The organism is Falsiroseomonas sp. (assembly GCF_051860665.1).
In the GTDB taxonomy this organism is placed as follows: Bacteria; Pseudomonadota; Alphaproteobacteria; order Acetobacterales; family Acetobacteraceae; genus Falsiroseomonas.
Map to the genome: position 1 here is coordinate 292487 of NZ_JBHYDM010000002.1, position 23496 is coordinate 315982.

Annotated in this window: 16 protein-coding genes and 1 tRNA gene; 10 read left to right on the plus strand and 7 right to left on the minus strand. The window is 73.4% G+C overall.

All coding sequences use genetic code 11. The annotated features are described in order from the left end of the window. Positions 1-114 precede the first annotated feature (114 nt). Positions 115-1407, plus strand: a complete 1293-nt coding sequence (locus tag ACTIF1_RS03170; protein ID WP_439594916.1) for a glycosyltransferase family 4 protein — start codon at positions 115-117, stop codon at positions 1405-1407. A 38-nt stretch (positions 1408-1445) separates the two neighbouring features. Beyond that, a tRNA-Ser gene (locus ACTIF1_RS03175) sits at positions 1446-1535 on the plus strand. 55 nt (positions 1536-1590) lie between these two features. On the opposite strand, the gene ACTIF1_RS03180 is transcribed toward ACTIF1_RS03175, so the two are convergent. The 5 genes from ACTIF1_RS03180 to ACTIF1_RS03200 all read right to left on the minus strand — a co-directional run bounded on the left by ACTIF1_RS03180 (position 1591) and on the right by ACTIF1_RS03200 (position 9479). After that, positions 1591-4548: an NHLP bacteriocin export ABC transporter permease/ATPase subunit gene (locus ACTIF1_RS03180; RefSeq protein ID WP_439594917.1), complete on the minus strand. Its 2958-nt coding sequence runs from the start codon at positions 4546-4548 to the stop codon at positions 1591-1593. A 2-nt stretch (positions 4549-4550) separates the two neighbouring features. Further along, positions 4551-6839 carry an NHLP family bacteriocin export ABC transporter peptidase/permease/ATPase subunit gene (locus ACTIF1_RS03185; protein WP_439594918.1) on the minus strand — a complete coding sequence of 763 codons (2289 nt, stop codon included), beginning with the start codon at positions 6837-6839 and terminating at the stop codon, positions 4551-4553. Beyond that, on the minus strand, positions 6836-8107 hold the full coding sequence (locus ACTIF1_RS03190) for an NHLP bacteriocin system secretion protein (RefSeq protein ID WP_439594919.1): 1272 nt from the start codon (positions 8105-8107) through the stop codon (positions 6836-6838). The genes ACTIF1_RS03185 and ACTIF1_RS03190 overlap by 4 nt, the downstream gene beginning before the upstream one ends. 259 nt (positions 8108-8366) lie before the next feature. Next, entirely contained in the window at positions 8367-8711 is a 345-nt protein-coding gene (locus ACTIF1_RS03195; RefSeq protein ID WP_439594920.1) for an NHLP leader peptide family RiPP precursor, read from the minus strand. A gap of 351 nt (positions 8712-9062) precedes the next feature. Further along, positions 9063-9479 carry an ATP-binding protein gene (locus ACTIF1_RS03200; protein WP_439594921.1) on the minus strand — a complete coding sequence of 139 codons (417 nt, stop codon included), beginning with the start codon at positions 9477-9479 and terminating at the stop codon, positions 9063-9065. Between the two features lie 136 nt (positions 9480-9615). Here ACTIF1_RS03200 and ACTIF1_RS03205 point away from each other — a divergent pair, with 136 nt between their 5' ends. From ACTIF1_RS03205 to ACTIF1_RS03220, 4 genes are read left to right on the plus strand one after another with little or no spacing between them, the layout of a single operon-like run. Continuing rightward, a complete protein-coding gene (locus ACTIF1_RS03205) occupies positions 9616-11427 on the plus strand; it encodes a hypothetical protein (protein ID WP_439594922.1) in 1812 nt (603 codons plus the stop codon). After that, positions 11417-12508, plus strand: coding sequence for a hypothetical protein (locus tag ACTIF1_RS03210; protein ID WP_439594923.1), 1092 nt, complete (start codon positions 11417-11419; stop codon positions 12506-12508). The genes ACTIF1_RS03205 and ACTIF1_RS03210 overlap by 11 nt, the downstream gene beginning before the upstream one ends. Further along, positions 12505-14721, plus strand: a complete 2217-nt coding sequence (locus ACTIF1_RS03215) for a YcaO-like family protein (RefSeq protein WP_439594924.1) — start codon at positions 12505-12507, stop codon at positions 14719-14721. The genes ACTIF1_RS03210 and ACTIF1_RS03215 overlap by 4 nt, the downstream gene beginning before the upstream one ends. A gap of 17 nt (positions 14722-14738) precedes the next feature. Next, entirely contained in the window at positions 14739-15674 is a 936-nt protein-coding gene (locus tag ACTIF1_RS03220; RefSeq protein WP_439594925.1) for a JmjC domain-containing protein, read from the plus strand. A gap of 4 nt (positions 15675-15678) precedes the next feature. On the opposite strand, the gene ACTIF1_RS03225 is transcribed toward ACTIF1_RS03220, so the two are convergent. Then, positions 15679-18498, minus strand: coding sequence for a DUF4135 domain-containing protein (locus tag ACTIF1_RS03225; protein WP_439594926.1), 2820 nt, complete (start codon positions 18496-18498; stop codon positions 15679-15681). Positions 18499-18517: 19 nt separating this feature from the next. Next, positions 18518-19633, minus strand: coding sequence for a quinone oxidoreductase family protein (locus ACTIF1_RS03230; RefSeq protein WP_439594982.1), 1116 nt, complete (start codon positions 19631-19633; stop codon positions 18518-18520). A gap of 176 nt (positions 19634-19809) precedes the next feature. Here ACTIF1_RS03230 and ACTIF1_RS03235 point away from each other — a divergent pair, with 176 nt between their 5' ends. Genes ACTIF1_RS03235 through ACTIF1_RS03250 form a run of 4 tightly spaced genes read left to right on the plus strand, consistent with a single transcriptional unit; the run spans position 19810 to position 23496 of the window. Further along, positions 19810-20727 carry an ABC transporter permease gene (locus tag ACTIF1_RS03235; protein WP_439594927.1) on the plus strand — a complete coding sequence of 306 codons (918 nt, stop codon included), beginning with the start codon at positions 19810-19812 and terminating at the stop codon, positions 20725-20727. After that, positions 20724-21593 carry an ABC transporter permease gene (locus ACTIF1_RS03240; protein ID WP_439594928.1) on the plus strand — a complete coding sequence of 290 codons (870 nt, stop codon included), beginning with the start codon at positions 20724-20726 and terminating at the stop codon, positions 21591-21593. Before ACTIF1_RS03235 ends, ACTIF1_RS03240 begins: the two co-directional genes overlap by 4 nt. Further along, complete coding sequence (locus ACTIF1_RS03245) at positions 21590-22549, plus strand: ABC transporter ATP-binding protein (RefSeq protein WP_439594929.1); 960 nt, start codon at positions 21590-21592, stop codon at positions 22547-22549. The genes ACTIF1_RS03240 and ACTIF1_RS03245 overlap by 4 nt, the downstream gene beginning before the upstream one ends. After that, positions 22546-23496 carry an ABC transporter ATP-binding protein gene (locus tag ACTIF1_RS03250; protein ID WP_439594930.1) on the plus strand — a complete coding sequence of 317 codons (951 nt, stop codon included), beginning with the start codon at positions 22546-22548 and terminating at the stop codon, positions 23494-23496. The genes ACTIF1_RS03245 and ACTIF1_RS03250 overlap by 4 nt, the downstream gene beginning before the upstream one ends.

Sequence of the window (23496 nt, forward strand, 5' to 3'; positions counted from 1 at the left end):
CAAGAGTGTGGGCCCGACGATGTTCAACCCTGGCGACAAGATGTCGGTCATGATTCGCAAAAATTGTAGTATTTTTGAGATTGGCTCATCGCCGCAGCTTGCCGGGTGCCGCGCATGACGCCCGCCGCGCTGGGCCTGCTGGACGCGCCGGTCGCGCCGCCGCCACCCCCCCGCCCGCCCGCGCGCCCTGCATGGCGCGCCAGCGCGCAGCCGCCCATCTGGCTCGACCTCTCCCGCCTGCTGTGGCGCGTCTTCCGCGGCACGCTGACCGGCGTGGACCGGGTTGAGCTGGCCTATGCCGAACATCTGCTGATGGAGGCCGGCGAGCGGCTGCGCTTCGTCGCCTACGACTATCGCGGCGGCTTCGGCCTGCTGCCGCAGGCGCGCACCGCCGCGCTGGTGCGCGCCGTGGGCCCCGCCTGGCAGGCCGGCACCCTGGCCGGGCTGGCACCTTCGGCGCTGGCACTGTTCACCGGCAGCCTCGCGCGGCTGCGCCCCCTGCCGAGGCCGGCCGCCGGCGCGCTGCCGCCGGTCTATCTCAATGTCTCGCACCACCCCCTGGCGCAGACCGCGGCGGTGGCGCGGATGCTGGCGCGCAGCGGCGCGCGCCTGGTGCCGCTGGTGCACGACCTGATCCCGCTGGACTGGCCCGAATACGTGGGGAAGGCGGAGACGCTGCGGCACCAGCGGCGCATGGCGACCATCACCCGCCACGCCAGCGCCGTGGTGGCCAATTCCGCCGCCACCGCAGCCCGCCTCGCCCCGCTGCTGCCGCCGGGCCTGCCGCTGCTGCCCGCGCCGCTCGGAGTCGCGCCGCGCCAGGCGGCGGCCCTGCCCCCGGCGCTGCGCGGCCTGCCCTTCTTCCTCTGCCTCGGCACCATCGAGCCGCGGAAGAACCACCTGATGCTGCTGCATCTGTGGCGGCGGCTGGTGGAGGAGACCGCGACCGGCCCTGTGCCGAAGCTGGTGATCGTCGGCAATCGCGGCTGGGACAATGAACAGGTGCTGGACCTGCTGGACCGCTGCGCCCGGCTGCGGCCGCATGTGATGGAGCTCGGCGGCGTCTCCGATGCCGTGGTGGCGGGGCTGATGGACCAGGCGCGCGCCCTGCTGATGCCCTCCTTCGTCGAGGGCTTCGGCCTGCCGGTGGCGGAGGCCCTGGCCCGCGGCACGCCGGTGCTCTGCAGCGACATCGCGGCGCATCGCGAGATCGGCGGCGCGGTGCCCGATTTCCTCGACCCGCTCGACCTGCCCGCCTGGCTCGCCGCGGTGCAGGACTACGCCATCCCCCAGGCCCCCCGCCGCGAGGCCCAGCTGCGCCGCCTGGCGGGGTGGGAGGCGCCGGACTGGCCGACGCATATCGACACGGTCCTGGGCTTCATCGGGGAATTGGCCCTGGCCGGGTGATTCCCTGCGGCAGCGGTCTGGGCTAGGCTCCGCTCGCCGGATGGGTGGCCGAGTGGTTTAAGGCAGCGGTCTTGAAAACCGCCGTGGGTTCACGCCCACCGTGGGTTCGAATCCCACCCCATCCGCCAGGGACCCGTCCCCCACCCTGTCCAGCCACCGGCCGGAACCGCCCGGCATCCGACATCAGGCCAGCTGGCGCTGCGCGAGCTCGGCGAAGAGGCCGCCCTTGGCCATCAGCTCGTCGAACGACCCGCTCTCGGCGACGCGGCCGCGATGGATGACGTGGATCACCGTGGCATTGCGGATGGTGGACAGCCGATGCGCGACCACGATGCGCGTGATCTGCAGGCTCTCCAGCGCGCGGATCGTGATCTCCTGCGTGCGGTTGTCGAGCGCGCTGGTCGCCTCGTCGAAGATCAGAACGCGCGGGCGCTGGGCGAAGGCGCGTGCGATCAGCAGCCGCTGCCGCTGCCCGCCGGACAGCGTGCCACCACCCTCCGGCAGCACCGTGTAGAGGCCCATCGGCAGCTGGCGCAGATCCTCGGTCAGTCCGCTCTGCTTCGCCGCCGTCAGCGCCTCCGCCGTGGTCAGGCGATTGGCCGCGGCGATGTTGTCGAGGATCGTGCCGGCGCCGAGTCTCGCATCCTGCATCACCGTGCCGATCTGCCGGCGGACCGACACCAGGTCGAGCGTCGCCAGGTCGTAGCCATCCACCAGCACGGCGCCCGAACTCGGCTTCTCGAAGCCCAGCAGCAGGCGCAGCAGGCTGCTCTTGCCGGAACCCGAGGCGCCCACGATGGCGACGAATTCGCCCGGCTGGAAGGTGAGCGAGACGTTGTCCACCACCGGCGGGCCGCCCTCCGCGTAGCGGAAGCTGACATTGCGCAGCTCGAGCGCCCCGGTCATCGCGCCGATATCCTGCCCACCCTCCCGCGCCTCCGGAATCGCTTCCAGCACGGGGCGCAGCCTTTCGAACAGGGGCCGCACCGCGGCCAATTGCCCCGCCACGGCGGCGACCCGCAGCGAGGCCGCAAACAGCTGGCCCATGGCGGCGTTGAAGGCGATGAAGGCGGCCACGTCGAAGACCTCCAGCGAATCCGCCTCACGCGTCGCGGGCAGGAGGGAGAGGCCGACATAGGCCAGCACCGCGGCGGTACACAGGCCCGCGAAACCCGCATTGAAGGCGACCTGCGCGCCCTTCAGCCGCCGCAGCGCGAAGGATTCGCTGCGCTGGGCCCGGAAGGCCTGCGCCCAGCGCCAGAAGGCGGCCTTCTCGGCGCCCGAGGTGCGCAGCTTGGAGATGCCGGAGACCAGCTGGTGCAGCATCCCCTCCATCCGCCCGGCCAGGCGCAGCAGGTTGCGGTGCCGGCGCGCCTGCGCGCTGGTCAGCGCCCCCGTCACCAGGATCAGCACGACCAGCATCCCCAGCGCGACCAGCGAGAGCTCCCAGGAATACCAGAACATCATCGCCAGGCTGAACACCGTGGTCGCCGCGCCCAGCGCACCCTCCGCCGAGGCCGTCGCCGCCACCGAGCGGATCTCCGAGACCGCATTGGCGCGGTCGGACAGGTCCCCCACGGTGGTGCCGCGGAAGAAGCTGGAGGGCAGCGCCAGCAGCCGGTCCCAGATCGCGGCCTGGGCGTCGTGGTCCATGAGCAACTGCAGCCGCAGCATCGCGCGCCCCTGGACGAGATGCAGCGCGAACTGGCTGAGCGCCACGACGAAGAGCCCGAGGGACAGGATCAGGTGGGTGGGCAGGTCCGCCATGGGGATGACGGTGCTGAGCATGGTGCCGGTCAGGTAGGGCGGGGCCATGGCCAGCAGGCCCACCAGCAGCCCGGCGGCCAGCACGGCGGCCACGTCGCGCTGCCGGCCGAACAGGGCGAAGCGGAACAGGGTGGTGGCGTCCGGCGCCTCCCGCGGCAGGGGGCGGTAGAGCAGGTAGGCCGCGGCCTGGGCGATCTCCGCGGCCAGCGTCTCATCCACGCTCTCCCGCCTGCCGGTCAGGGGGGAGACGGCGACATAGCCGCGGCCGGAAGGCAGCAGCGCGACGGGGATGACATCGTCCTTGCCGCGGAAGCCCACCATCGCCGGCCCGCCACCCCGCTGCCAGCCGGCCTCCAGCTGCACACGGCGGCTGCGCAGCCCGTTGCTGCGCGCGAGGCGCTGCATCGGGTCCTCGTTCGCCGCGCGCCCGGTGGCGACGGGTGGCGGGGCCACGATCCGCCGCGCGATGCCGATGGCGTCCGCGACGCGCTGGAAGGCGCCGAGCAGGGCATCGTCCCGCTCCGGCGGCTCCTCCGCCGGCCGGCCGCGCAGCATGCTGCCCAGCCCCTCCAGCGCGCCGATGAAGCGGCGCGTGGCACTGGCGGCGCGGTGCTGCTCGCGCGTCGCGATCCGCGCCTCGCGCAGCTGCTGCTGTTCCAGCGTCAGCCGCATCGCGGCCTGGCTGAAGGCGAGGAGCGTCGCCTCCGCCATGGCCCGCGGGCCGTCCAGCAGCGTCGCCGTGTCCTGCACGGCAAGCGTCGCGCCGCGCGGGCCGGTCACCACCTGCACGGCGCCCGCCAGCGCCACGGGTGTCCCGTCCGGCTCCAGCACCAGCGGGCGGCCGGGAAGCCCCTGCAGCTCGGCCGCCCCGGCGAGCAGGCGCACCCAGACCAGCCGTCCCTCGCGCCCCATGGCCCGGCGGCCGGCCGCGAGCACGACCGGCTCGGCCTGGGCGGTCAGCAGGTTGGTGCCGGCGATGCCGGTGAAGGTCGCCAGCGCATCCCACCAGCCGCGCACCCAGCCGGCCAGCGCCTCCGCGCGCCTGTCCGCGGGCAGGTCCCAGAGCCGGGGGCCGCGCGCAACCGCCGCATCGGGTGGCGCGGCGAGGCGCACCGCGTGGACCAGGCCAGGCTCCGCCGGATCCTCCAGGGCCGGCATGCCGAAGCCGAACTGCCCGGGCCCGAGGTCGAGCAGCGGCACGGCTGCCCCGCTCGGCTGGCCATCCCGCAGCGCCTGCAGGAAGAGCGTCCCGGTACCGGCCTCCATGCGATAGGGGGCGAAGGGGTCATCCAGCTGCAGCGGGTCGTTGTAGGCGGCCATCGCCGGCGCCCAGCCGGTCTCGGGCATGACGATCGGATGCGGGTCGTCGGCCATGGCTAGTGCCCCCCGACGAGGCGGGCATAGGCCCCCTCGGCCCGCATCAGCGCGGCATGGCTGCCGCGTTCCACCGCACGGCCGGCCGCCAGCACGATGATCTCGTCGCAGTCGCGCACCGTCGACAGCCGGTGCGCCACCACCAGGCAGGCGCAGCCCCGCCGGCGCAGTGCCTTCATCACCTGGAGCTCCGCGACCGGATCCAGCGCGGCCGTCGCCTCATCGAGGATGAGGAGGCTGGGCTCGCCCACCAGGGCGCGGGCGATCTCCAGCCGCTGGCGCTGCCCGCCGGAGAAATTGGTGCCGCCTTCCGCCACCGCGCAATCCAGCCGGCCGGGCCGCATCGCCACCACGTCGAGCAGCCCGACATCGGCCAGGGCGCGGGTCAACAGCGGCGTGGGCACGGTGGGGTCCCACATGGTCAGGTTCTCGCGCAGCGTGCCTTCGAACAGGAAGATCTCCTGGTCCACCGTCGCCACCGAGGCGAAGACGCGCCGCCGCGGCACCTCCGGCCGCGGGATGCCGTCGAGGCGGATCTCGCCCTCCCAGGGCTGGTAGAGGCCGGCGACCAGCTTCGCCACGGTGGACTTGCCACTGCCCGAGCCGCCGACGAGGGCCAGCCACTGGCCCGGCGCGATGGTGAAGCTCAGCGCCTGGATCAGCGGCTTCTCGCTGCGATTGTAGCCGAAGGTGATCGCCTCGGCCTCCACCCGCCCGGTCAGGCGCAGCCGGCCGGGCTGGATGGCGGGCGCCGGGACCGTCACCGGCTCCTGCTCCGGCACCCGCTCCGGGACCCGCTCCGGCACCTGCTCCGGCACCTGCTCCGGCACCTGCTCTGGTGTCTCCTCCCCGGCCAGCTCGGGCAGCAGCGCCTGGTCCTGCACATCGTAGATCCGCGCCAGGTCCGCCTTCACCACCTGCACGGAGGAGCCGAAGGTGACGATGTGGCGGATCGGCTCCAGCAGGCTGCCGGTGAGTTGCAGGAAGGCGACCAGCCCGCCCACGGTCAGCGCCCCCTGCATGATCAGGAACCCGCCATAGGCCGTGACGGCCGCGACCGTCAGCGCGCCCAGCGCCTCCGGCACCCAGGTCAGCACCACGTTGAGCCGCCCACCTTCCTGCGCCGCCGCCAGGGTGCGCACATGGCTGCCGGCATAGCGCGCGAAATACTGGTCCTCCGCCCCCGAGGCCTTGAGGCTCTCGAGCTGCTGCAGGCCCGAGGAGGCGACGGCGGCGAGCATGCTCGCCTCCCGCACCTGGCGCTTGGCGGCCATCTCCCGGCTTGCGTCGAGGGCGCGCAGCACCAGCACGTTCACCATGGCGAGCAGCGCCACGATCAGCGCCAGGACGGGGTCGTAGGTCAGCATCACCGCCATGAAGAAGGCGATCTGCAGGAAGCCCACCGCCGCCGCCGCCAGGGGGCCGGACAGCGCCGTCGCCACGCGGTCATTCGCGGTGACGCGGTTGACGAGGTCGCCGGGGTGGCGCTGTGCGTAGAAGCCCGAGGGCAGCCGCAGCAGGTGCCAGACGAAGCGGGCCGAATAGGTGATGGCCAGCCGCATCTCGAGCCGCGCCAGCATCACCTGCTGCGCCCAGCTCAGCCCCCAGCGCGACAGGGCGGTCAGCACCAGGCCGATCAGCAGCGGTGTGAGCCAGGCGTCGCGGTTCGCCATCAGCACCTCGTCGATGAAGACGCGGGTGAAGGCCGGCAGGACGATGCCCGGCACGATCAGCGCCAGCGCGATCAGGCCGACGAAGAGCAATGCGCCGCGGGAACTGCCGAGCAGCGGCCCGAAGCGGCCACGCAGGCTGGGCTTGCGGCCGCCCGGCGCGAAGCCGGGCCCGGTCGTGAAGGTCAGCGTCACGCCGGTGAAGGCGTCGGAGAACTCCTTCAGGCTCATCACCCGCGGGCCGCCGGCGGGGTCGTTCAGGAAGACCCGGTCACGGCGCGGATCGATGCCTTCCAGCACCATGAAGTGGTTGAAGTTCATGTGCACGATCTGCGGATAGCCGTGCTGCGGCAGCTCCTCCGGCTCCAGCCGATAGCCCGCGGCCTCGAGGCCGAAGCCCCGCGCGGCGCGCAGCAGGGTGGAGGCCTTGGAGCCGTCGCGGGACACGCCGCACAGCACGCGCAACTCCTCCAGCGGCACGAAGCGGCCATAGCCGCCGAGCACCATCGCCAGCGACGCCGCGCCGCATTCGGTGGCTTCGAGCTGCAGGACCGAGGGCACGCGACGGCGCGGGGCCGACCGCGGCCAGGCCTTGGCCGGCGCTGCCGCGGCGGTCGTCATTCGAGGCCGGTGTAGCGACGCAGCAGGGGAATCACGAGCGTGATGGGCGCCTGCCGCCGCACCTCGACCAGCGCATCGGCCAACATGCCGACATCCACCAGCACCTCGGCGCCGCGATTCGAGGTCCAGAGCAGGCGGCCGGGCTGGGCAGGGTCGGTCAGCAGCCGCACGCGCGCGCGATGCGGCGCGCCGTTGCGCATGAAGGTGCGGGCCAGGGCCTCGTTCTGCAACAAGCCGCGCAGCCCCTGCTCGCTGAGCGGGAAGTCGGAGACGTCCTCGACCTCGCCCAGGATATTGCCGAACTCCTCGCGCTGCACCGTCGTCGGCACGACGCGCACCGCCATGCCGGGGACCACCGTGCGCGCCTCGCGCGGCGGCAGGAACAGCAGCAATTGCAGCCCGCCGCGTCCGGCCTCGATCGCCAGGATCTCGGCACCGGCATTCATCTGCGCGCCGGGGCGGACGTTGATCTGCACCACCCTGCCGCTGAGCGGTGCGGTGACGCGGGTGGCGGACAGCGCCTGCACCTCAAGCTCACGCAGGCGCTGGCGGGCATCGAGGGCGGCGCGCTCGGCCTGCACGATGCGTTCCTGGTCCTGTGCCTCGCTGGCGGCGGCCTGCGCATCGAGATCGGCGATCCGCGCCAGCGTATCGGCGATGTCGAGCTGCGCCTGGTTCAGCTGGTTGCGCGTCTGCTGCACCTGGTTGCGCGTGGTGAAGCCCTGCGCCTGCAGGCGGCTTTCGCCCTGCACCCGCTCGCGCAGGAAGGCGGCGGAAGCCTGTGCCGATTCAAGCTTGGAATCCAGCGCCGCGCGCTGCCGTCCCAGGGACGAGGCGCGCAAGGTGGCGGCGCGTCCGGCATCGGCGCGCACGCGTTCGACATCCGCCTCGCGCGCCTCCAGCAGCGCGCGGAAGCTCGCGATCTGCTCCACGAGGTCGGGTCGGGAGAGTTCGGCCAGCAGGTCACCCGCCTCGACGCGGGCATTCTCCGTGGTGAGGAGACGGGTCAGCACGCCCCCGCTCGGCGCGATGGCGAGCGAGACGGCGCCGGCTTCCTGCACCATCAGCCCTTGGCCGGCCACGGTGGTGGCGACGGAGCCGAAGAGGCCCCAGCCGAGCAGGGTCGCGATGAGGGAGAAGATGGCCAGCACGCCCATCCACTCGCCCCGGCCCGTGACCTTGAGGACACGATCGAGCTGGTCGGGTGAATGGACCCGGTCCAGCGCCGCGCTTCGGAAAAGCGTGTCGCCCTGCGCCCGCTCTGCCACCGCCGTTTCCTGCTTCTGCCATGCGATCGTTCAACCGTGCAGCCCGGGCACGCATCCCCTCCGGCCGAGCGAGCGAGAGCGCATCCCCGGCATCACCAGCACTAGGCCTGGCGCACCATCCGCGCGCCTTTTCGCGGACCGCGCTTCCGTCCACGGCCGATCGTGACTTGAGCGACACGAAACGGTTGATCGCCGGTCGCGATCAACCGATCCCGTCGTCGCTTCCGTTCTCGCCAGGCCGAAGCTGGCGGGGCGACCCTTACCAGAAATCCTCGGCGTCATTGGCCGCGCTCACGGCCGTCACCGACAAGGAGATCCCGCTGATGATCGCGGAGGCGATGGTGAAGCCGATCTCGACCCCGCCGGCGACGCGCTCCAGATCCTCGTCGCTCAGCTTGCCGGTCGGGACCACCGGCGGAAGAACGAAATGCAGCTGGCCCGGCTTCTGCTCATGCACCTTGATCTCGAGCTCGGGCGGCAGGGTGAGGTCCGTGTACTTCGCGAAGGCGGCCTTCGGATCGGCCATGAACTCGGCGCGGAACTCGGGGTTGTTCGCAGCCCGCGCCGCAATCTTCTGGGGCAGCTCTTCAAAACTGATGCTCACGGTTTCGTCGCCTCCATTCCATTGCCCCGCCGGGTCGCGTCGGTCCTGGGAAAAGCCTGCGTGAGGCAGCGACTCTTCCGACCGGAGGCCCGTTCAGCGGCGAGTGTCCCTCGGGCTCGATGGGACTATGCCGTTCAGGAATGACTCGCGCCAGGGTTGTTTTCCGATCGCGCAACGTCGTGGCGAGGCTTCACGTGCTCGTGATTCATTCCGGCAGGCGATTCAGGGCGGGGCCAGCTGGCATGGCACGCGAGCCGATTTTTCAAGTGTCGTCGACACCGTTACATCGAAACAATATTATCGGCGCGATGACGATGAACGGTGTCGTCGGTGCCTGTCATCGGCGCAGTGTCATTGCAGCGTGAGCACCGCCGTCAGCCGGTTGGTCCCGTCGCTGCGTTCATAGGTCAGCGACGAGCTCATCTGCCGGACCAGGCTCAGGCCCAGGCCGCCGATCACGGCATTGTCCAGATCCTCGTCGACGGTGCGGATCTCGCCGAGCGTCGGATTGAAGGCGGGACCATCATCCTCGACGGTCACCTCGAGCGCATCCCCCATCAGCGCGACCTTGATGCCGACCTGCGTCGCGCCCTGGGCATGCATCGCGACATTGGCCAGCAGCTCCTCGACCACTACGGAAAGGCGATTGGCGACGCGCGCCGTCAGGCTGATCCCGCTCGCGAATCCCTCGATGGCGTCAAGCACCCGCGGCACTTCCTCGGCCTCCGGCGCCACGCTGATGGAGACCTGCGAAACGGCCTTGTTCATCCTGCGTCCCTTCGTCCCAGCCATGGCGGCAGCCGGCCGCGTTCGGGTGCAACGTGATTCTTGACTCCGGCGAAGCGGTTCGCAAACCTGCCGGCCGCACAAGTATTGCACGGGTCGTCGGAGCGTCCATTACAGAATGTCGCAGACGCATCACGACACCTGCGTGCCGGCACAGGCGGCCATCCGCCTGCCCGATGTGCTGTGCCGCCTGGCCGAGGATCACGGCTGGTGCGTCGCCTTCCGTCTTGATGCCCTGCGCGCCTTCGCGGGCCCCGAGCAGATCGGCGCCATGTTCCACCTGGCCGATGCCGCGGCGGCCACACTCGCCTCGGCCGATGCAGACGTCGCCTATATCGCGCTGTCAGCCGGCCGGCGGCACCTGGTGGCCGCCGATGGCGCCATCGCGCCACTCGCCACGCAGGCCTTGCCGCCCGAGCAGCCGGCCCTGCCGACAGGGACCTCCTGGTCGATGACGCAGGCGCTGGAGGATCTCCCCGCCGCGCCGGACTGCCTCGGCGTGACATGGCGCGAGGGACAGCCGCCGACCTGGCTCGTCCTGCCGCGGCTCGCCTCGGCCGGCGTGGCACGCGACGTCGGCCTGGCGCGGGCGCTGCTGCCGAAGGCGCCCGGGACGCGCCACTACGACCTGCTGCCGGCCATCGGCCTGCGTCACCTGGGCAATGAGCCGCAGCCGGGCGGCGGTGTCGCGGCGCGCTTCGCGCACGACACCGCGGTTCACCTGCATGCGGGCCTCGTCTCCGGCTATGCGCGCACCGGGCATTGCAACCGCTTCTTCGTGCAGGGCTGCGAGATCGACCCGGTCATCGAAGGTGGCCTCAAGGCGGCGGCCGCGGCGCGGATCCGCCAGGGCCGAGCGCTGGCCGCCGCACAGCTGCGCCAGACCATCCTGTCGCTGCGCCAGCATCCGCATGCGATGACCGAGGTGCCGCCCGCACCCGCCCGCACCCGCCCGACCGGCGACCAGGTGGCGCTGGGCCTTGCGCTCTGGGGCCTGCGCGGCGCCGAACCCGCGCCGGAGAACGCCGCGGCCGCCGAGCTGGCCGAACGCAGCCTGCGCGGGCCGGCGCCGGAGGGCCCCTTCGCCTTCCAATCCGGCGGCCTGCCGACCGCGACCGACAGCGCCCTGGTCATGCTGGGCATGGCCCCGCCCCCGGTGGCCTGCCTTGCCCCTTTCGCCGATCCCGGCGGCCCCGGCTTCCTGCCGCAGCGGACCAGCGCGACCGGCGGCGACGGCACGATGCGCGCGCGAGAGGTGGTGGATTTCTGGTGCCAGGAGGATTTCCCGACAACCTGCCTGGTGCGCCATCTGCAGCGTCGCGCAGGGCTGCCGGGCAGCACGCAGCTGGCGCATCTGCAGGCCTGGTTTCCCCGGCGCGGCGGCCTGTTCTTCGCCTCGCCCTTCCTCACCGACCTCGCCTTGGCCCTGGCGCTGCAGGATGATCCGGCGGGACGCCCCCTGCTGGACCGCCTCGCGGCCGAGGTCGCCGCGGCGCAGGAGCCGGAGGGGCATTTCGGACGCTTCGCGCCAGCCACCGCAACCGCGGCGGCGGCGCTGGTGCTCGGCATCTCGGGTGGCCATGGGCGTGCCTTGCTGCGGGCGCAGATCGCCCTGCTCGGCCTGCTCGATTCCAGCAACCGCTGGCCGGTGGAGGCGCCCTTCCACGCGGCCTCCCGCGCCACCGGCGAACATCCCCTGCCCCTGCTGCCGCAGCCCGGCCTGCGCATCGGGCCGCACCATCTGCGCGTCACGCTCTACGAGGACACGGCCCGCGCGGTGGTCACCGCGCTGGCGCTGCGCGCCCTGGGCTGCCAGGCCGATCCGGACGAGACCCTGGCGGGGCTGCCGCCGCGGCACCCGCGCTACGAGTCCGCCGGCCAGCTCGCCTATCTCGGCGCGCATGCCTTGCCGGCCTATCTTGTCCGCTGAACCGCCGCCGGATCCAGGCTGCGCCGCGCTGGTCGCCCTGGCGCTGGCGGACGATACTCAGGCGCGGCTCTTCGCGCGGCCGCGGGCCGCCGCCGCGCTCCAGGCCATCGCGGTTCTGCCCGCGGCCGCCACCTGCTTCTTCGGCTTCGAGGTCCGGCTGGATGGCCAGGCCGGCGCGCCCGACATCCTGGTCTGCAGCCGCGCCGGGGCGGAGGGCGCGGCGCTGGCCGCGGCCGCGGCGCGCCGCGCGGAAGGCGGCGATCCCGCCTGGCGGCAGGTCGCCGGGGTGCTGCGCGACTGGACCGATGGCGCGGCGCCCTGGGCGCGCAGCATCCACAATGTCTGGCTGGAATTCGACAGCGCCGCCGCGCCGGAACCGCCGCCGAGCTGCTTCTTCGGCGTGGCGCGATCGGCCGATGGCGCGGCCAGCGTCCCGGCGGTGCTGCAATCGCTCGGCCTCGCGGTGCCCGCCGTGGCGCGGGTGCTGGCGGCGATGCCGCCGGGCGTCCTGCCCTTCCAGTTCGGCGCCATGCTGGGCCGTGGCCCGGGCGCGGTGCGCCTCTGCCTCCGCGGCCTCTCGCGCGCGGCCAATCTGCCGGCGCTGCTGCCCGCGCTGCTGCGGGCCTGCGGCCACCCCGCGGCGGACCACCCGGAGCTGCCCGGCGTGCTCGACAGCCTCGCACCGGTCGCCGCGCGCCTGGACCTCGGCTTCGACCTGCTGAAAGACGCGATCGGGCCGCGCCTGCACCTGGAATGGCCGCCACCCGAGGGGCTGGACGCGATCGACGCCTATCTCGACCGGCTCGCGGCGCTCGGCCTCTGCACGGTGCAGGAACGGGGAGGGCTGCGCGCCTGGCACGGCCTGACGCATGAGCAGCGGCACCGCGCGCAATGGCCCGCGGCGCTCAGCGGCGCGATCCTCGCCCCCGGCACCGGCGCCTCCGCCGTGCTGGTGCGGCGGCTGCACCATGTGAAGCTGGTGCTCGAGCCGGGGCGGCCGACCCTGGCCAAGGCCTATCTCGCCGCGCAACTGGCGACGGTGGCGGATGGGCCGCTGAAGACCGGCCTGGCGCAGCTGTGACGCCGGCCGAGCCGCCCTGGACCGTCTTCCTCGGCCCCAGCCTGCGGCGGGCGGAGGCCGAGGCGCTGCTGCCGGCCAGCTACCACCCGCCGGCCCGGCGGGGCGATGTCTGGCACGCCGTGGCGCAGGGCGCGCGCCGGATCCTGCTGATCGACGGCGTCTTCCACCAGCAACCCTCGGTCTGGCAGCGCGAGATCCTGGAGGCGCTGCGGGGCGGCTGCACCGTGCTGGGCGCCAGTTCGATCGGCGCGCTGCGCGCGGCGGAGCTCGCCCCCTTCGGCATGCGCGGCGTCGGCGGCATCTGGGCCGACTACCGCGCCGGCCGGCTGACCGGCGATGACGAAGTGGCCCTGCTGCACGGGCCCGCGGAGCTCGGCTTCATGGCGCTGAGCATCCCCCTGGTGCAATTGCGGGCCGCAGCGCGGGGGGCCGTCGCGGCCGGGCTGGTGCGGGCCGAGGCCGCCGCCGGGGCGGTGACGCGGCTCAAGGCGCTCGATTTCACGCGGCGCGACTGGACGGCCTTCGCCGACGCCTTCGCGGCCGAGGGTGCGGCCCTGCCGGCGCCCTGGCTGGCCGCCGCGCGCCGGGCCCGCCGCTTCGACCGCAAGCGCGCCGATGCCCGGGCCGCGCTGCGCCTTGCCGCCCGATGGACCCCCGCGCGGCGCCGCACGGTGCCCGCCGCCGGGGCCGCGCCGGATCTGTGGGGCGCGGCGCGGATGGCCGGCGAGATGGGGCTCGACACGGTGGAGGAGCCGGCCCTGCTTGCCGCGCTGCGCCGCCGCTGCGCGCTGGACGAGGCCGGCTGGCAGGCCCTGCTGCGGGCGGCGGTGGTCGGCTGGTTCATCGATCCGCACCACCCCGACCCCGCGGCGCGCCGCGCCCAGGCGCTGGCCTTCGCGCGGGCCGAGGGGCTGGGCCCCCTGCCCGGGGAGAGCGAGGCGGCGCTGCGCCGGCGGCTGCTCGCCCTCGGCCCGGGCGGCATCGGCCAGCCGGGCTGGTCCCTCGCCGCGGCCGCCTGGCGCCGCTGGCGCGGCCTGCCGCCCCCCCGCCCCCCTGCCCCGGCCGCGCTGCGGCGGCGCGCCCCCTGCGCCTTCCCCGGCGAGGAGGCGGCGCGCGCGGCCCTCGCGGCGCTCGCGCCGGAACTGCCGCGGCTGGGCATCACGCGGCTCGCCGATCTCACCGGGCTCGACCGGCTGGGCCTGCCCACCATCGCGGCGATCCGGCCGTGCGCCGTGCTGCTGCAGGTCTCGAACGGCAAGGGGCTGAGCCCGGCCGCCGCGGCAGTGGGCGCGGTGATGGAGGCGGCCGAGCAGCGCTTCGCCGAGGTGCCGCCCGCGCCGGTGGCCGAGGCCAGCCTGGAGGAGTTGCAGGCACAGGGCCGGCCGGCCGTCTCCCCCGCCGAACTGCCCGGCTATCGGGAGGAGGCCGGCGCCTGGACGCCGGCGCGGCGCATCGCCTGGGTCGCCGGCGAGTGGCTGCCGACGGGCAGGCCGGTCCTGCTGCCGGCGGCGGCGGCCTATCTGACCGCGCGGCTCGTCCTGCCCTTCGGCAGCAACGGCCTGGCCGCGGGCTTCACGCTGGAGGCGGCGACCCGCCACGCCCTGCTGGAGGCGGTGGAACGGGATGCGGTGCGGCGCGGGCTGCGGGGCGGGCTCGCCCTCGGCGACGCGGCATCGGGCCTGGCGCTGGACCAGCTGCCCGCGCCGCTCTCCGGGCTGGTGGCGCAGATCCGCGCGGCCGGGGTCGAGCCGCGGCTGGTGCTGCTGCGCGATGCCGTGGCCCCCACCTTCCTGGCTGCGCTGGTCGACCCTTCGGCCAGCGGCGCCGCCACGCGGGTCAATCTCGGCCATGCCAGCCACCCTGACCCGCTGCGGGCCGCCACCGCGGCGCTGCTGGAGGCCGCGCAGGCCCGGCTGACCTTCATCCATGCGGCGCGCGAGGATCTCGCCCCCGAGGCCTTCCGCCCGGCCGCGCATCATGACCGGCTGGAGGCCTGGTTCCGCGACATGCCGGCGGCGCTGCCCTGGTCCGCGGTGGCGCCGGGCACGGCGCGGGACAGCGCGGCGCTGCTCGGCGCGCTGATCGCCAGGGGCAGCCGCGGCGCCTGGCGCATCCGCCTCGCCGGGCCGGCACGCGGCATCGTGGTGGTGCGGGTGCTGGTCGAGGGGCTGGACTACCGCCCCGGGCTCGGCGCGCGGGGCGACACGGCATGAAGCAGGAGGGAAAAGCCATGGACAGCGGCACATCGGCACCGGATGCGCTCGACCTGATGCTGGGAGAGGCGCGGGAGACCTTCTTCGCGAGGCATTGGGAACGCGAGGCCTTCCACGCCAAGGGCACGCCCGGGCGCTTCGCGCCTCTGCTGAACTTCCAGGGCTTCATGGCCGCGCTGGGCGAGGCCGCCGTGGTCAAGGCGGGGTTCCGGGACGCCAAGGGCTGGTATGCCGACCTGAAGATCGAGCCCGCCCAGGCCCCGCGCATGATCGAGGCGGGCATGGGGCTCTGCGCCACGCAGCTGCGCCCGACCGGCGCGCTGGGCGCCTTCCTCGCCTCCTACAAGGCCGGGCTGCGCCTGGCGGGGGTGGCGCAGTTCAACGCCTATTACTCGCCGGACGGGCTGGGCTTCCGGCTGCACCTCGACGACCATCCGGTCTTCATCCTGCAGCTCGAGGGCCGCAAGCGCTGGTGGTATTCGCGGCACCCTGGCGCGGTGCGGCCCGGCGGCAGCTTCCAGATGCCGCCCGACCGCCAGACGGTCGCCCTGCCCTGGGGGGAGGTGAGCGCCCCCGCCGATGACACGCTGGAGAGCGTGCTGCTGGAGCCCGGCGACCTGCTCTACCTGCCCGCCGGCTGCTGGCACCGGACGCAGGCGCAGGGCGGGTCCCTGGCGCTGACGCTGGCAACCTTCGGCATGACCACGGCGGAGCTGTTGCAGCAATTGCTGATGCGCGACCCGGTGACCCACCGTGCCCTGACGGCCCGCCTGCCCGGGACGGACCGGCAGGGCCTGGATCCGGAGGGCGCGGCGCGCCTGCGCACGCATCTGACCGAAAGCCTGGACCGCGTGCGCGCCCATCTGGCCGCCCTGTCGCCGGAGGCGGCCGGCGCGCTGTGGGAGGCGCTGGCGGCCAGCGAATTGCACGGCAGCGTCCGCAAGCCGCGATAGCGCCTCAGTCGAACAAGGCGAGGTCCGGCAGATCGGGGCGGAGGTGGCGCAGCAGGGCGTAGCCGATGCCCGCCACGCCGTTGCAGAGGCCGGGCATCACCACCCCCGGCAGGGCCGGCAGGACCGGGCGCAGCGCCCCGGCGCAGGCCTGCCCGGCCAGTTCCCCCGCGAGCGCCGCCGCCGCCCGCTTCTGGCCGGTGGCGTCCAGCGCCATCAGCAAGCCGGCGCGGCCGCGCCAGAGCCCGTCCCCGCCGGCCACGGCCGCGTTCACCATGGCCGCATCGGGCGGCGCGCCCTGCGCCAGCGCGACGCCGAGCGCGCCCCGCCCCCAGCCGCCCCCGACCGGCGCGCTGCCCATTGGCGGCCCGGCGGGGGATGCGACCTCCAGCCCCGCCCGGGCGGCGCGGCGGAGCGCGAGGGCGATGCCGGCCCGGCCGGTGACCAGCCCGGCATCGTCCACCTCCGCGGACCGCGACTCCAGCCGACGCAGCAGGGGCGCCAGCGCGGCCAGCGCCAGCCGGGCGGGATCCAGGCGATGCACCGCCAGCACCGCCAGCACCGCCCCCGCCAGCCCCGTGCCGAGGCTCGGCTCCCGCGCCTGCAGGTCCAGCAGGCGCCCGGCCTGCGCCTGGGCGCGGTCCGCGCACCAGGCGGGCCCGCCGAGCCGGGCCAGCGCAGCATGTCCCCAGGCCTCGCCGCCGATGCCCTCCAGCAGTCCCGGCTGTGGCTCCGCCAGGCTGGTCTGGGCCGGGGGCAGGCCGGTCGGGCGCAGCGCCGCCAGCGCGCCGTCGCGCCAGGCCAGCGTCTCGGCGCTCGGCTGCACCGCGGCGAGGGCCGCCAGGAAGACCGCGATGCCCAGCGTGCCGTCGGCGAGGCTGAAGTTGAAGCCGAGCAGTTCCATCGCGCCGAGCCGCACGTCGTGCCGCGGGCAGTGCCAGGTCAGGCTGCCGTCATGCCCCGCCACGGCGGTGCCGCGCAGGCTGCGGGCGATGGCCAGGGCGCCGGCCAGGGGCGGCATCGGCGGCGCAGGGGGCGGTTCGGGGTCCGCCGGCCGGTGGCCCAGGATGCGCAGCTGCAGCGCCATGCCGACCGCCCGGCGCTGGAAATCCTCGTCGGCGGCAGCGAGGCGGGCGAGGCGCCGGCGGGCATTGGCGAGCGGCCCGTGCGGCGCGATGCCGGCCACCACCACGCCCTGCCGGTCGCGCAGGTCGGTGCCTTCCGCGACGAGGTCGAAGCGCGGGATGTCGAGCTCGGCCAGCGCCCGCTTCTCCGCCGCGACAAGGCCCGCGAAGCGCGGCGGCGCCGCGAAGGGGGCAAGCATCCGCGCCAGCTGTTCCAGGTGCACGTCCCAGGCCGCGCCATCGGCCAGGCAGGCCGGCTGGAAGGAGGATCGCAGGATCTGGGCATAGATCCGGCTGTCGCGGAACAGCAGCCGCACGCTGCCGGGCGCCAGCGCCGCCAGCGCCCCCGCCGCGCCGGTGAGGTCCGGCGCCGCCTCGCGCATCACCCGCATCGCCTTGAGGAAGCCGGCTTCGATGGTGGCATGGTGCAGGCGCAACTCGGCCTCGATGGGCCCGGGCGTTGCGCGGTGCGTGGCGCCGGGCTCGCCCTGGGAGCCGAAGGCGCCGTAGTGCGAGACCCGCTCCCCGGTGCCGCGATAGAGCAGCGGCAGCATGGCGGTGAGCTGGGGGCTGTGCACCAGCAGCCGACCCAGCCGCTGCACAGCATCCTCCCCGGCCGGGGGCAGGTCCGGCGGCTCGATGAGCGCCGGGGAGAGCACGGTCTCGAGGTCGATCAGCACCAGCCTGTCGCCGGCGGCGATGACATTGCCGGCGTGCATATCGGTGCCGCCGATGGCGCAGAGCACGCCCAGCAGCTGTCCCGCGCGGGTCCAGAAGCGCGCGAGTTCCGCCGCATCGGCGGCGTGGCGATGCGTGATGAAGGCGACCCAACCATAGCCCTGGCGCGGCAGGCAGCGCGGCACCGCCCCTTCCAGATCCAGCCCCCGGCCGCAGAGATCCCGCAGCAGGACGGCGAAGCCCAGGTCGAGCCGCAGGTCGCGCGGCTTGTAGACGACCCGCCGATGGTCCGCGAAGCGCAGCAGCACCACCATCCGCCCGCCATCATGCGGGTCCGCATCCGTGGTCTCGAGCGCCTCGGGCGGGCCGGGTTCGGTGCCGAGGAAATCCGCCAGGATCGCGGCATCCTCGGCCAGCCGGTCCAGCATCTCCGTCAGGGCCGCGGTCCAATTGGCGCAGCAGCGCGCCATCAGCCGCGCCAGCACAGGATGGGCCAGCAGCGCCTGCCGCAGCGGATCCGCGGCATCGGCCTGCCCGGCCAGGGCCTCGCCGGCCATGCGGCCCAGCAGGCGCAGCAGGTCGCGCTGCAGCGGCGCGAGCGCGGCCGGCGCCGCGCCGAGGGCGCGCAGCCGGCGCAGCGGGGCCCGGCTGGCCTGGGCCACGATCGGGGCCAGCAGGGCCGCATGGGGCAGGCCCTCGGCCAGGGCGGCCAGCTCGGCCAGGATCGCCGGCTGCGCCGGCGCGAGCAGCCCCGCGAGGGTATTGATCCAGTCGGGCAGCCGCGCCTGGTCGGCGAGCCGCACCGGCGCCAGGCGGGCCGCGGCCTGGGCGGGGTCCAGGCCGCGCCAGCGCAGCACACGTTCGAAGACCGCGACATCCCCCTTGGCCACATGCTGCCGCCACTGCGCCAAATGGTGGGCCACGGCGAGCGGATCCGCGACGGGCACCAGCCCCGCCGCGTCCCGCTCCGCCGGCCAGCTCGCGGCGGCGGCGAGCCGGGCTCGCTCGCTGGCGGAAAGGCTCATCGGACAGGCCGGGCCCGGCTCAGCTCCACCTCCAGATCACCTTGCCGAAGCGCGCCGGATCGACGAAGGAACGCGCCAGGAAGCCGGCGGGGTCGGCTTCGTGCACGCTGTCGATCACCACCGGCAGGCGGCCGGTCGCGTGCTCGGCGATGGCCCTTTGCAGATCCTCCGTCTGGCCGATGCAATTGCCGATGATCGAGAGGTTCATCTGCATGACGCGCGTCATCAGGGACCCGCCGGCCTGGCGGGGCGGCGCGGCCTGCCGCGGCACCGGCGACTGGTTCTCGAAGCCGCAGGTGATGTAGCGCCCGCCGGAGCGCAGCAGCGGGATGGTGTGGGTCAGCCAGAGATCCGAGAAAGGATCGATCACCGCATCGTAGCCGCCTTCCGCCGCCAGCAGCGCGAGCACCTCCGCCCGCTCGCTCAGCGGCGGGCCGGCGGGCTGATGGACCAGCAGGTGGCGGATCCCGAGGCGCTCGAGCGCTTCGCGATGCCGTCCACCCCGGCTGAGCCCATCCACCACCACCCCCGCCGCGCGCAGCATCGCGATGGCGAAGAGCGAGGTGTTGGAGGTCGGCGCCGTGACCAGGGCGCGGGCGCCGGGCGCGAGCGACAGGCGCCGCAGCATCGAGGCCACGGTCTGCCCGCCGATGGAAAATCCCGCGGCATGGACAGGCGACATCGCCTGCGGCACCGGCAGCAGCTTCGCCTGGTGCAGCACATGCCATTCGCGGGAGGCGTGGTTGGTCGGGATGCCGGCGAGGAGCCCTGCGACACCGCTCTCCGGCCAGGCGCCATTGCCGATCACCATCCCACCGGGCGCGAGACCCGTGACGGCCGGCCCCACCGCCTCCACCCGCGCGCAGAATTCCGAGCCGAGCGCGTAGCTCCAATCCTCATGCGGCGCGTGCAGCGCGGCGCGCAGGCCCAGGGCGCGATCCCGGAAATTGACCGAGAAGGCCAGCACGCGGAGGAGCACAAGCTCGGCCTGCGCCGGGTCGGCCGGATCGAAATGCGGGCGCGGGCGCCGCAGGATGCCGCAGGACAGGGCCTGCCCATCGAGATGGAACACGCCCGGCTGCTCGACCGCCCCTTCCCGCAGAAGGCCCGGGCCGAACAGGGCAAGCGCGCGCATCGTCACGGCTGATCTCCGGTCGGCGGGGAAGGCGAGGCGATGATCGATTCGTCCGACATGCGGTTTTCACTGTCAAGGGAGCAGCACAGCCCAGGCCGCGGCCGCATCCCGGCACGAGCGCGCCGCCGGACAGCGCGCTTGCAAGGCCGTGCAGCGCATGACTAGGCTGGCGTCACATGGTCCGTTTCCTCCTGCGCCGGCTCACCGTCGCGATCCTGGTGGCCCTGACGGTACTGACGCTGAGCTTCCTGCTCACGCGGCTCTCGGGCGACCTCGCCATCTCCATCGCCGGGCCGAATGCGACGCAGCAGGATGTGGAGCTGATCCGCCAGGCCTATGGGCTGAACCGGCCGCTGGCGCAGCAATATCTCGATTGGCTGCTGCGCGCCGTGCAGGGCGATTTCGGCGAGAGCTACTTCTTCAAGGACCGCGTCGCCAACCTGATCGCGCATCGCCTGCCCATCACCCTGACGCTGGGGCTTGTCGGGCTGGCGCTGGCGCTGGTCGTGGCGCTTCCGCTCGGCATCATCGCCGCGGTGCGGGAAGGCAGCTGGGTGGATCGCGGCGTGATGCTGGTGGCTCTGCTGGGCCAGGCCATGCCCTCCTTCTGGCTCGGGCTGATCCTGATGGTGGTGCTGGGGCTGAACCTCGGCTGGCTGCCGATCTCGGGCACCGGGGGATGGAAGTACTATGTCATGCCCGGCATCGTACTGTCCTTCTCCGCCATCCCGTCGCTGATGCGGCTGACACGCAGCGGGATGATCGAGGCGCTGTCGTCCGACTATATCCGCACGGCCCGCGCCAAGGGGTTGTCCCGGATTTCCATCCTGGTGAAGCACGGGTTCCGGAATGCGGCCATTCCGGTGGTCTCCATCGCCGCCGTGCAATTGGGCTTCATGCTGGGCGGCTCCATCGTGATCGAGACCGTCTTCGCCATGCATGGCGTCGGCTACCTGGCCTGGGAGAGCATCAGCAAGAACGACTTCCCCGTGGTGCAGGCGGTGATCCTGGTGCTGGCGCTGATCTACATCGCGCTGACGCTGCTGGCGGATCTGCTGAACGCCGTGCTCGACCCGCGGCTGCGCACGGCGTGAGCGGGGCCGTCCTGCCCGGCCGCAGCGCCACACGGAGGCTGCTGCGCAACGCGACCTTCGTGATCGGCGCGCTGATCGTGGGGCTGGTGGTGGTGGTCGCGATCCTGGCGCCCTGGATCGCGCCCTATGATCCCTATGCCATCGACCTCGGCCGCCGCCTGGTGCCGCCCGCCTGGATGGAGGGCGGCACGACGGCCAATTGGCTGGGCACGGACCAGCTCGGGCGGGACTATCTGTCGCGTCTGATCTACGGCGCGCGGATCTCGCTGATCATCGGCGTCGCCACCGTCATCACCTCGGGCCTCATCGGCACCACGCTCGGCGTGCTGGGCGGCTTCTACGGCGGGCGCATCGACGATGTCGTGATGTTCCTGATCACGGCACGGCTTTCGATCCCGGTGGTGCTCGTGGCACTCGCCGTGGCGGGGCTGCTGGGCACCAGCTTCCTGCTGGTGATCCTGGTGCTCGGCCTGCTGCTGTGGGACCGCTTTGCCGTCGTCGCCCGCTCCACCACCATGCAGCTGCGCACCCTGGACTACGTGAGTGCCGCGTGGTGCGCGGGGTCGTCGCATGCCAGCGTGCTGCTGCGCGAAATCCTGCCCAATATCGCGACGCATCTGGCCGTGGTGGCGACGCTGGAAATGGCGCTGGCCATCCTGCTGGAGGCGGCGCTGTCCTTCCTCGGCCTCGGCGTGCCGGCCCCCCTGCCCTCCTGGGGCCTGATGATCTCGGAGGCGAAGGAATACATGTTCTTCACCCCCTGGGTCATCCTGGTGCCGGGCGTCGCGCTCTTCGTGCTGGTCTTCGGCGTGAACCTGCTGGGCGATGCGCTGCGCGACATGCTCGGCACGGATCTTTCGCGATGACCACGCTGCTGGAGGTGCAGGACCTGCGCGTGACCTTCGGCGGCACGGCAGCCGTGCGCGGGGCGTCGCTCGCGGTGCAGAAGGGGGAGACGCATTGCCTGGTCGGCGAAAGCGGCTGCGGCAAATCCGTCACCTCGCTCGCCATCATGGGCCTGCTGGCGCGCGGCGGGCGGCGGGAGGCGACGGCGCTGCGCTTCGCGGGGCAGGAGATCGGCGGCTTCAACGAGCGGGAGATGTCCCGCCTGCGCGGCGACCGCATGGCGATGATCTTCCAGGAGCCGATGACCAGCCTCAACCCCGCCTATACGGTGGGCAGCCAGATGACGGAGGTGCTGCGCCGGCACCGTGGCGCGACGCGCGCCCAGGCGGTGGACCGCGCGGCGGAGCTGCTCGGCCGCGTCGGCATCACGGCACCGGGGCTGCGGCTCGGGCAGTTTCCGCACCAGCTTTCGGGCGGGCTGCGGCAGCGCGTGATGATCGCCATGGCGCTGATGTGCGACCCCGAATTGCTGATCGCGGACGAGCCCACCACGGCGCTGGACGTGACGGTGCAGGCGCAGATCCTGCGGCTGCTGGCCGGGCTCCAGCGCGACCTCGGCCTCGGCATCCTGCTGATCACGCATGACCTCGGCGTGGTGGCGCGCATCGCGGACCGCGTCTCCGTCATGTATGCGGGCGAGGTGGTGGAATCCGCGCCGACGGCGGAGCTGTTCGCCCATCCGCGCCACCCCTATACGCGCGGGCTGCTGGCCTGCGTGCCGGTGCCGGGCAAGGTGAAGCGGGGCGATCCGCTGGGCAGCATTCCCGGCGTGGTGCCGCGCATTCCGCCCGGGTTTCGGGGCTGCGCCTTCCGCGATCGCTGCGACCATGCCCAGGCCGCCTGCACCGGCCCGATCCCGCGCCAGCAGGCGGGGCCAGGGCACGAGGTGCTGTGCACGCTGGACCTGGCGGCATGACGCCGGCCATCGAGGTGCGCGATCTGCGCCGCATCTTCGATGTGCGCCAGGGGCTTTTCGCGCCGCCGCGCCAGGTGCGCGCGGTGGATGGCGTGTCCTTCGCCGTGCCGCCGGGCAGCGTGCTGGGTGTGGTGGGGGAAAGCGGCTGCGGCAAATCCACCCTGGCCCGCATGATCCTCGGCCTGCTGCCGCCCACCTCCGGGGAGGTGCTGGTGGATGGGCAGCGCCTGTCCAGCATGGATCGCAAGGCGCGCGCGCGGCTGATCCAGCCGGTGTTCCAGGACCCCTTCTCCTCCCTGAACCCGCGCCGCCGGGTGCAGGATATCGTGGCCATGCCGCTGGTGGCGCAGGGCGACATCGATCGCGCGACGGTGGCGCGACGGGTGGCGGAGGCGCTGGAGCGCGTCGGTCTTTCCGCCGAACAGGGTGGGCGCTTCCCCTCCCAGCTCTCGGGCGGCCAGCGGCAGCGCGTGGCGATCGCGCGCGCGCTGGTGCTGCGGCCGCGCATCGTCATCTGCGACGAGCCGACCAGCGCGCTGGATGTCTCGGTGCAGGCGCAGATCCTGAACCTGCTGGATGAGCTGCGTCGCGACCTCGGCCTGACCTATCTGTTCATCAGCCACAACCTGGCGGTGGTGGAACACGTGGCCAGCGAGGTGGCCGTGATGTATCTCGGCCGCATCGTGGAGCGGCAGGAGAGCGGGGCGCTCTTCGCCAATCCGCGCCATCCCTATACCCAGGCGCTGCTGGCCAGCGTGCTGACGCCGGAACCCGGGCTCGGCGTGCCGGATGTGGGTCTCGGCGACATCATGCCGGACCCGGCGAATGTGCCGTCCGGCTGCCGCTTCCACCCGCGCTGCCCGAAAGTCTTCGCGCCCTGCGCGACCGAGGTGCCGAGGCCCACCACCTACGCGGCGGGCCTCGTCGAATGTCACCTGGAAGGGTGA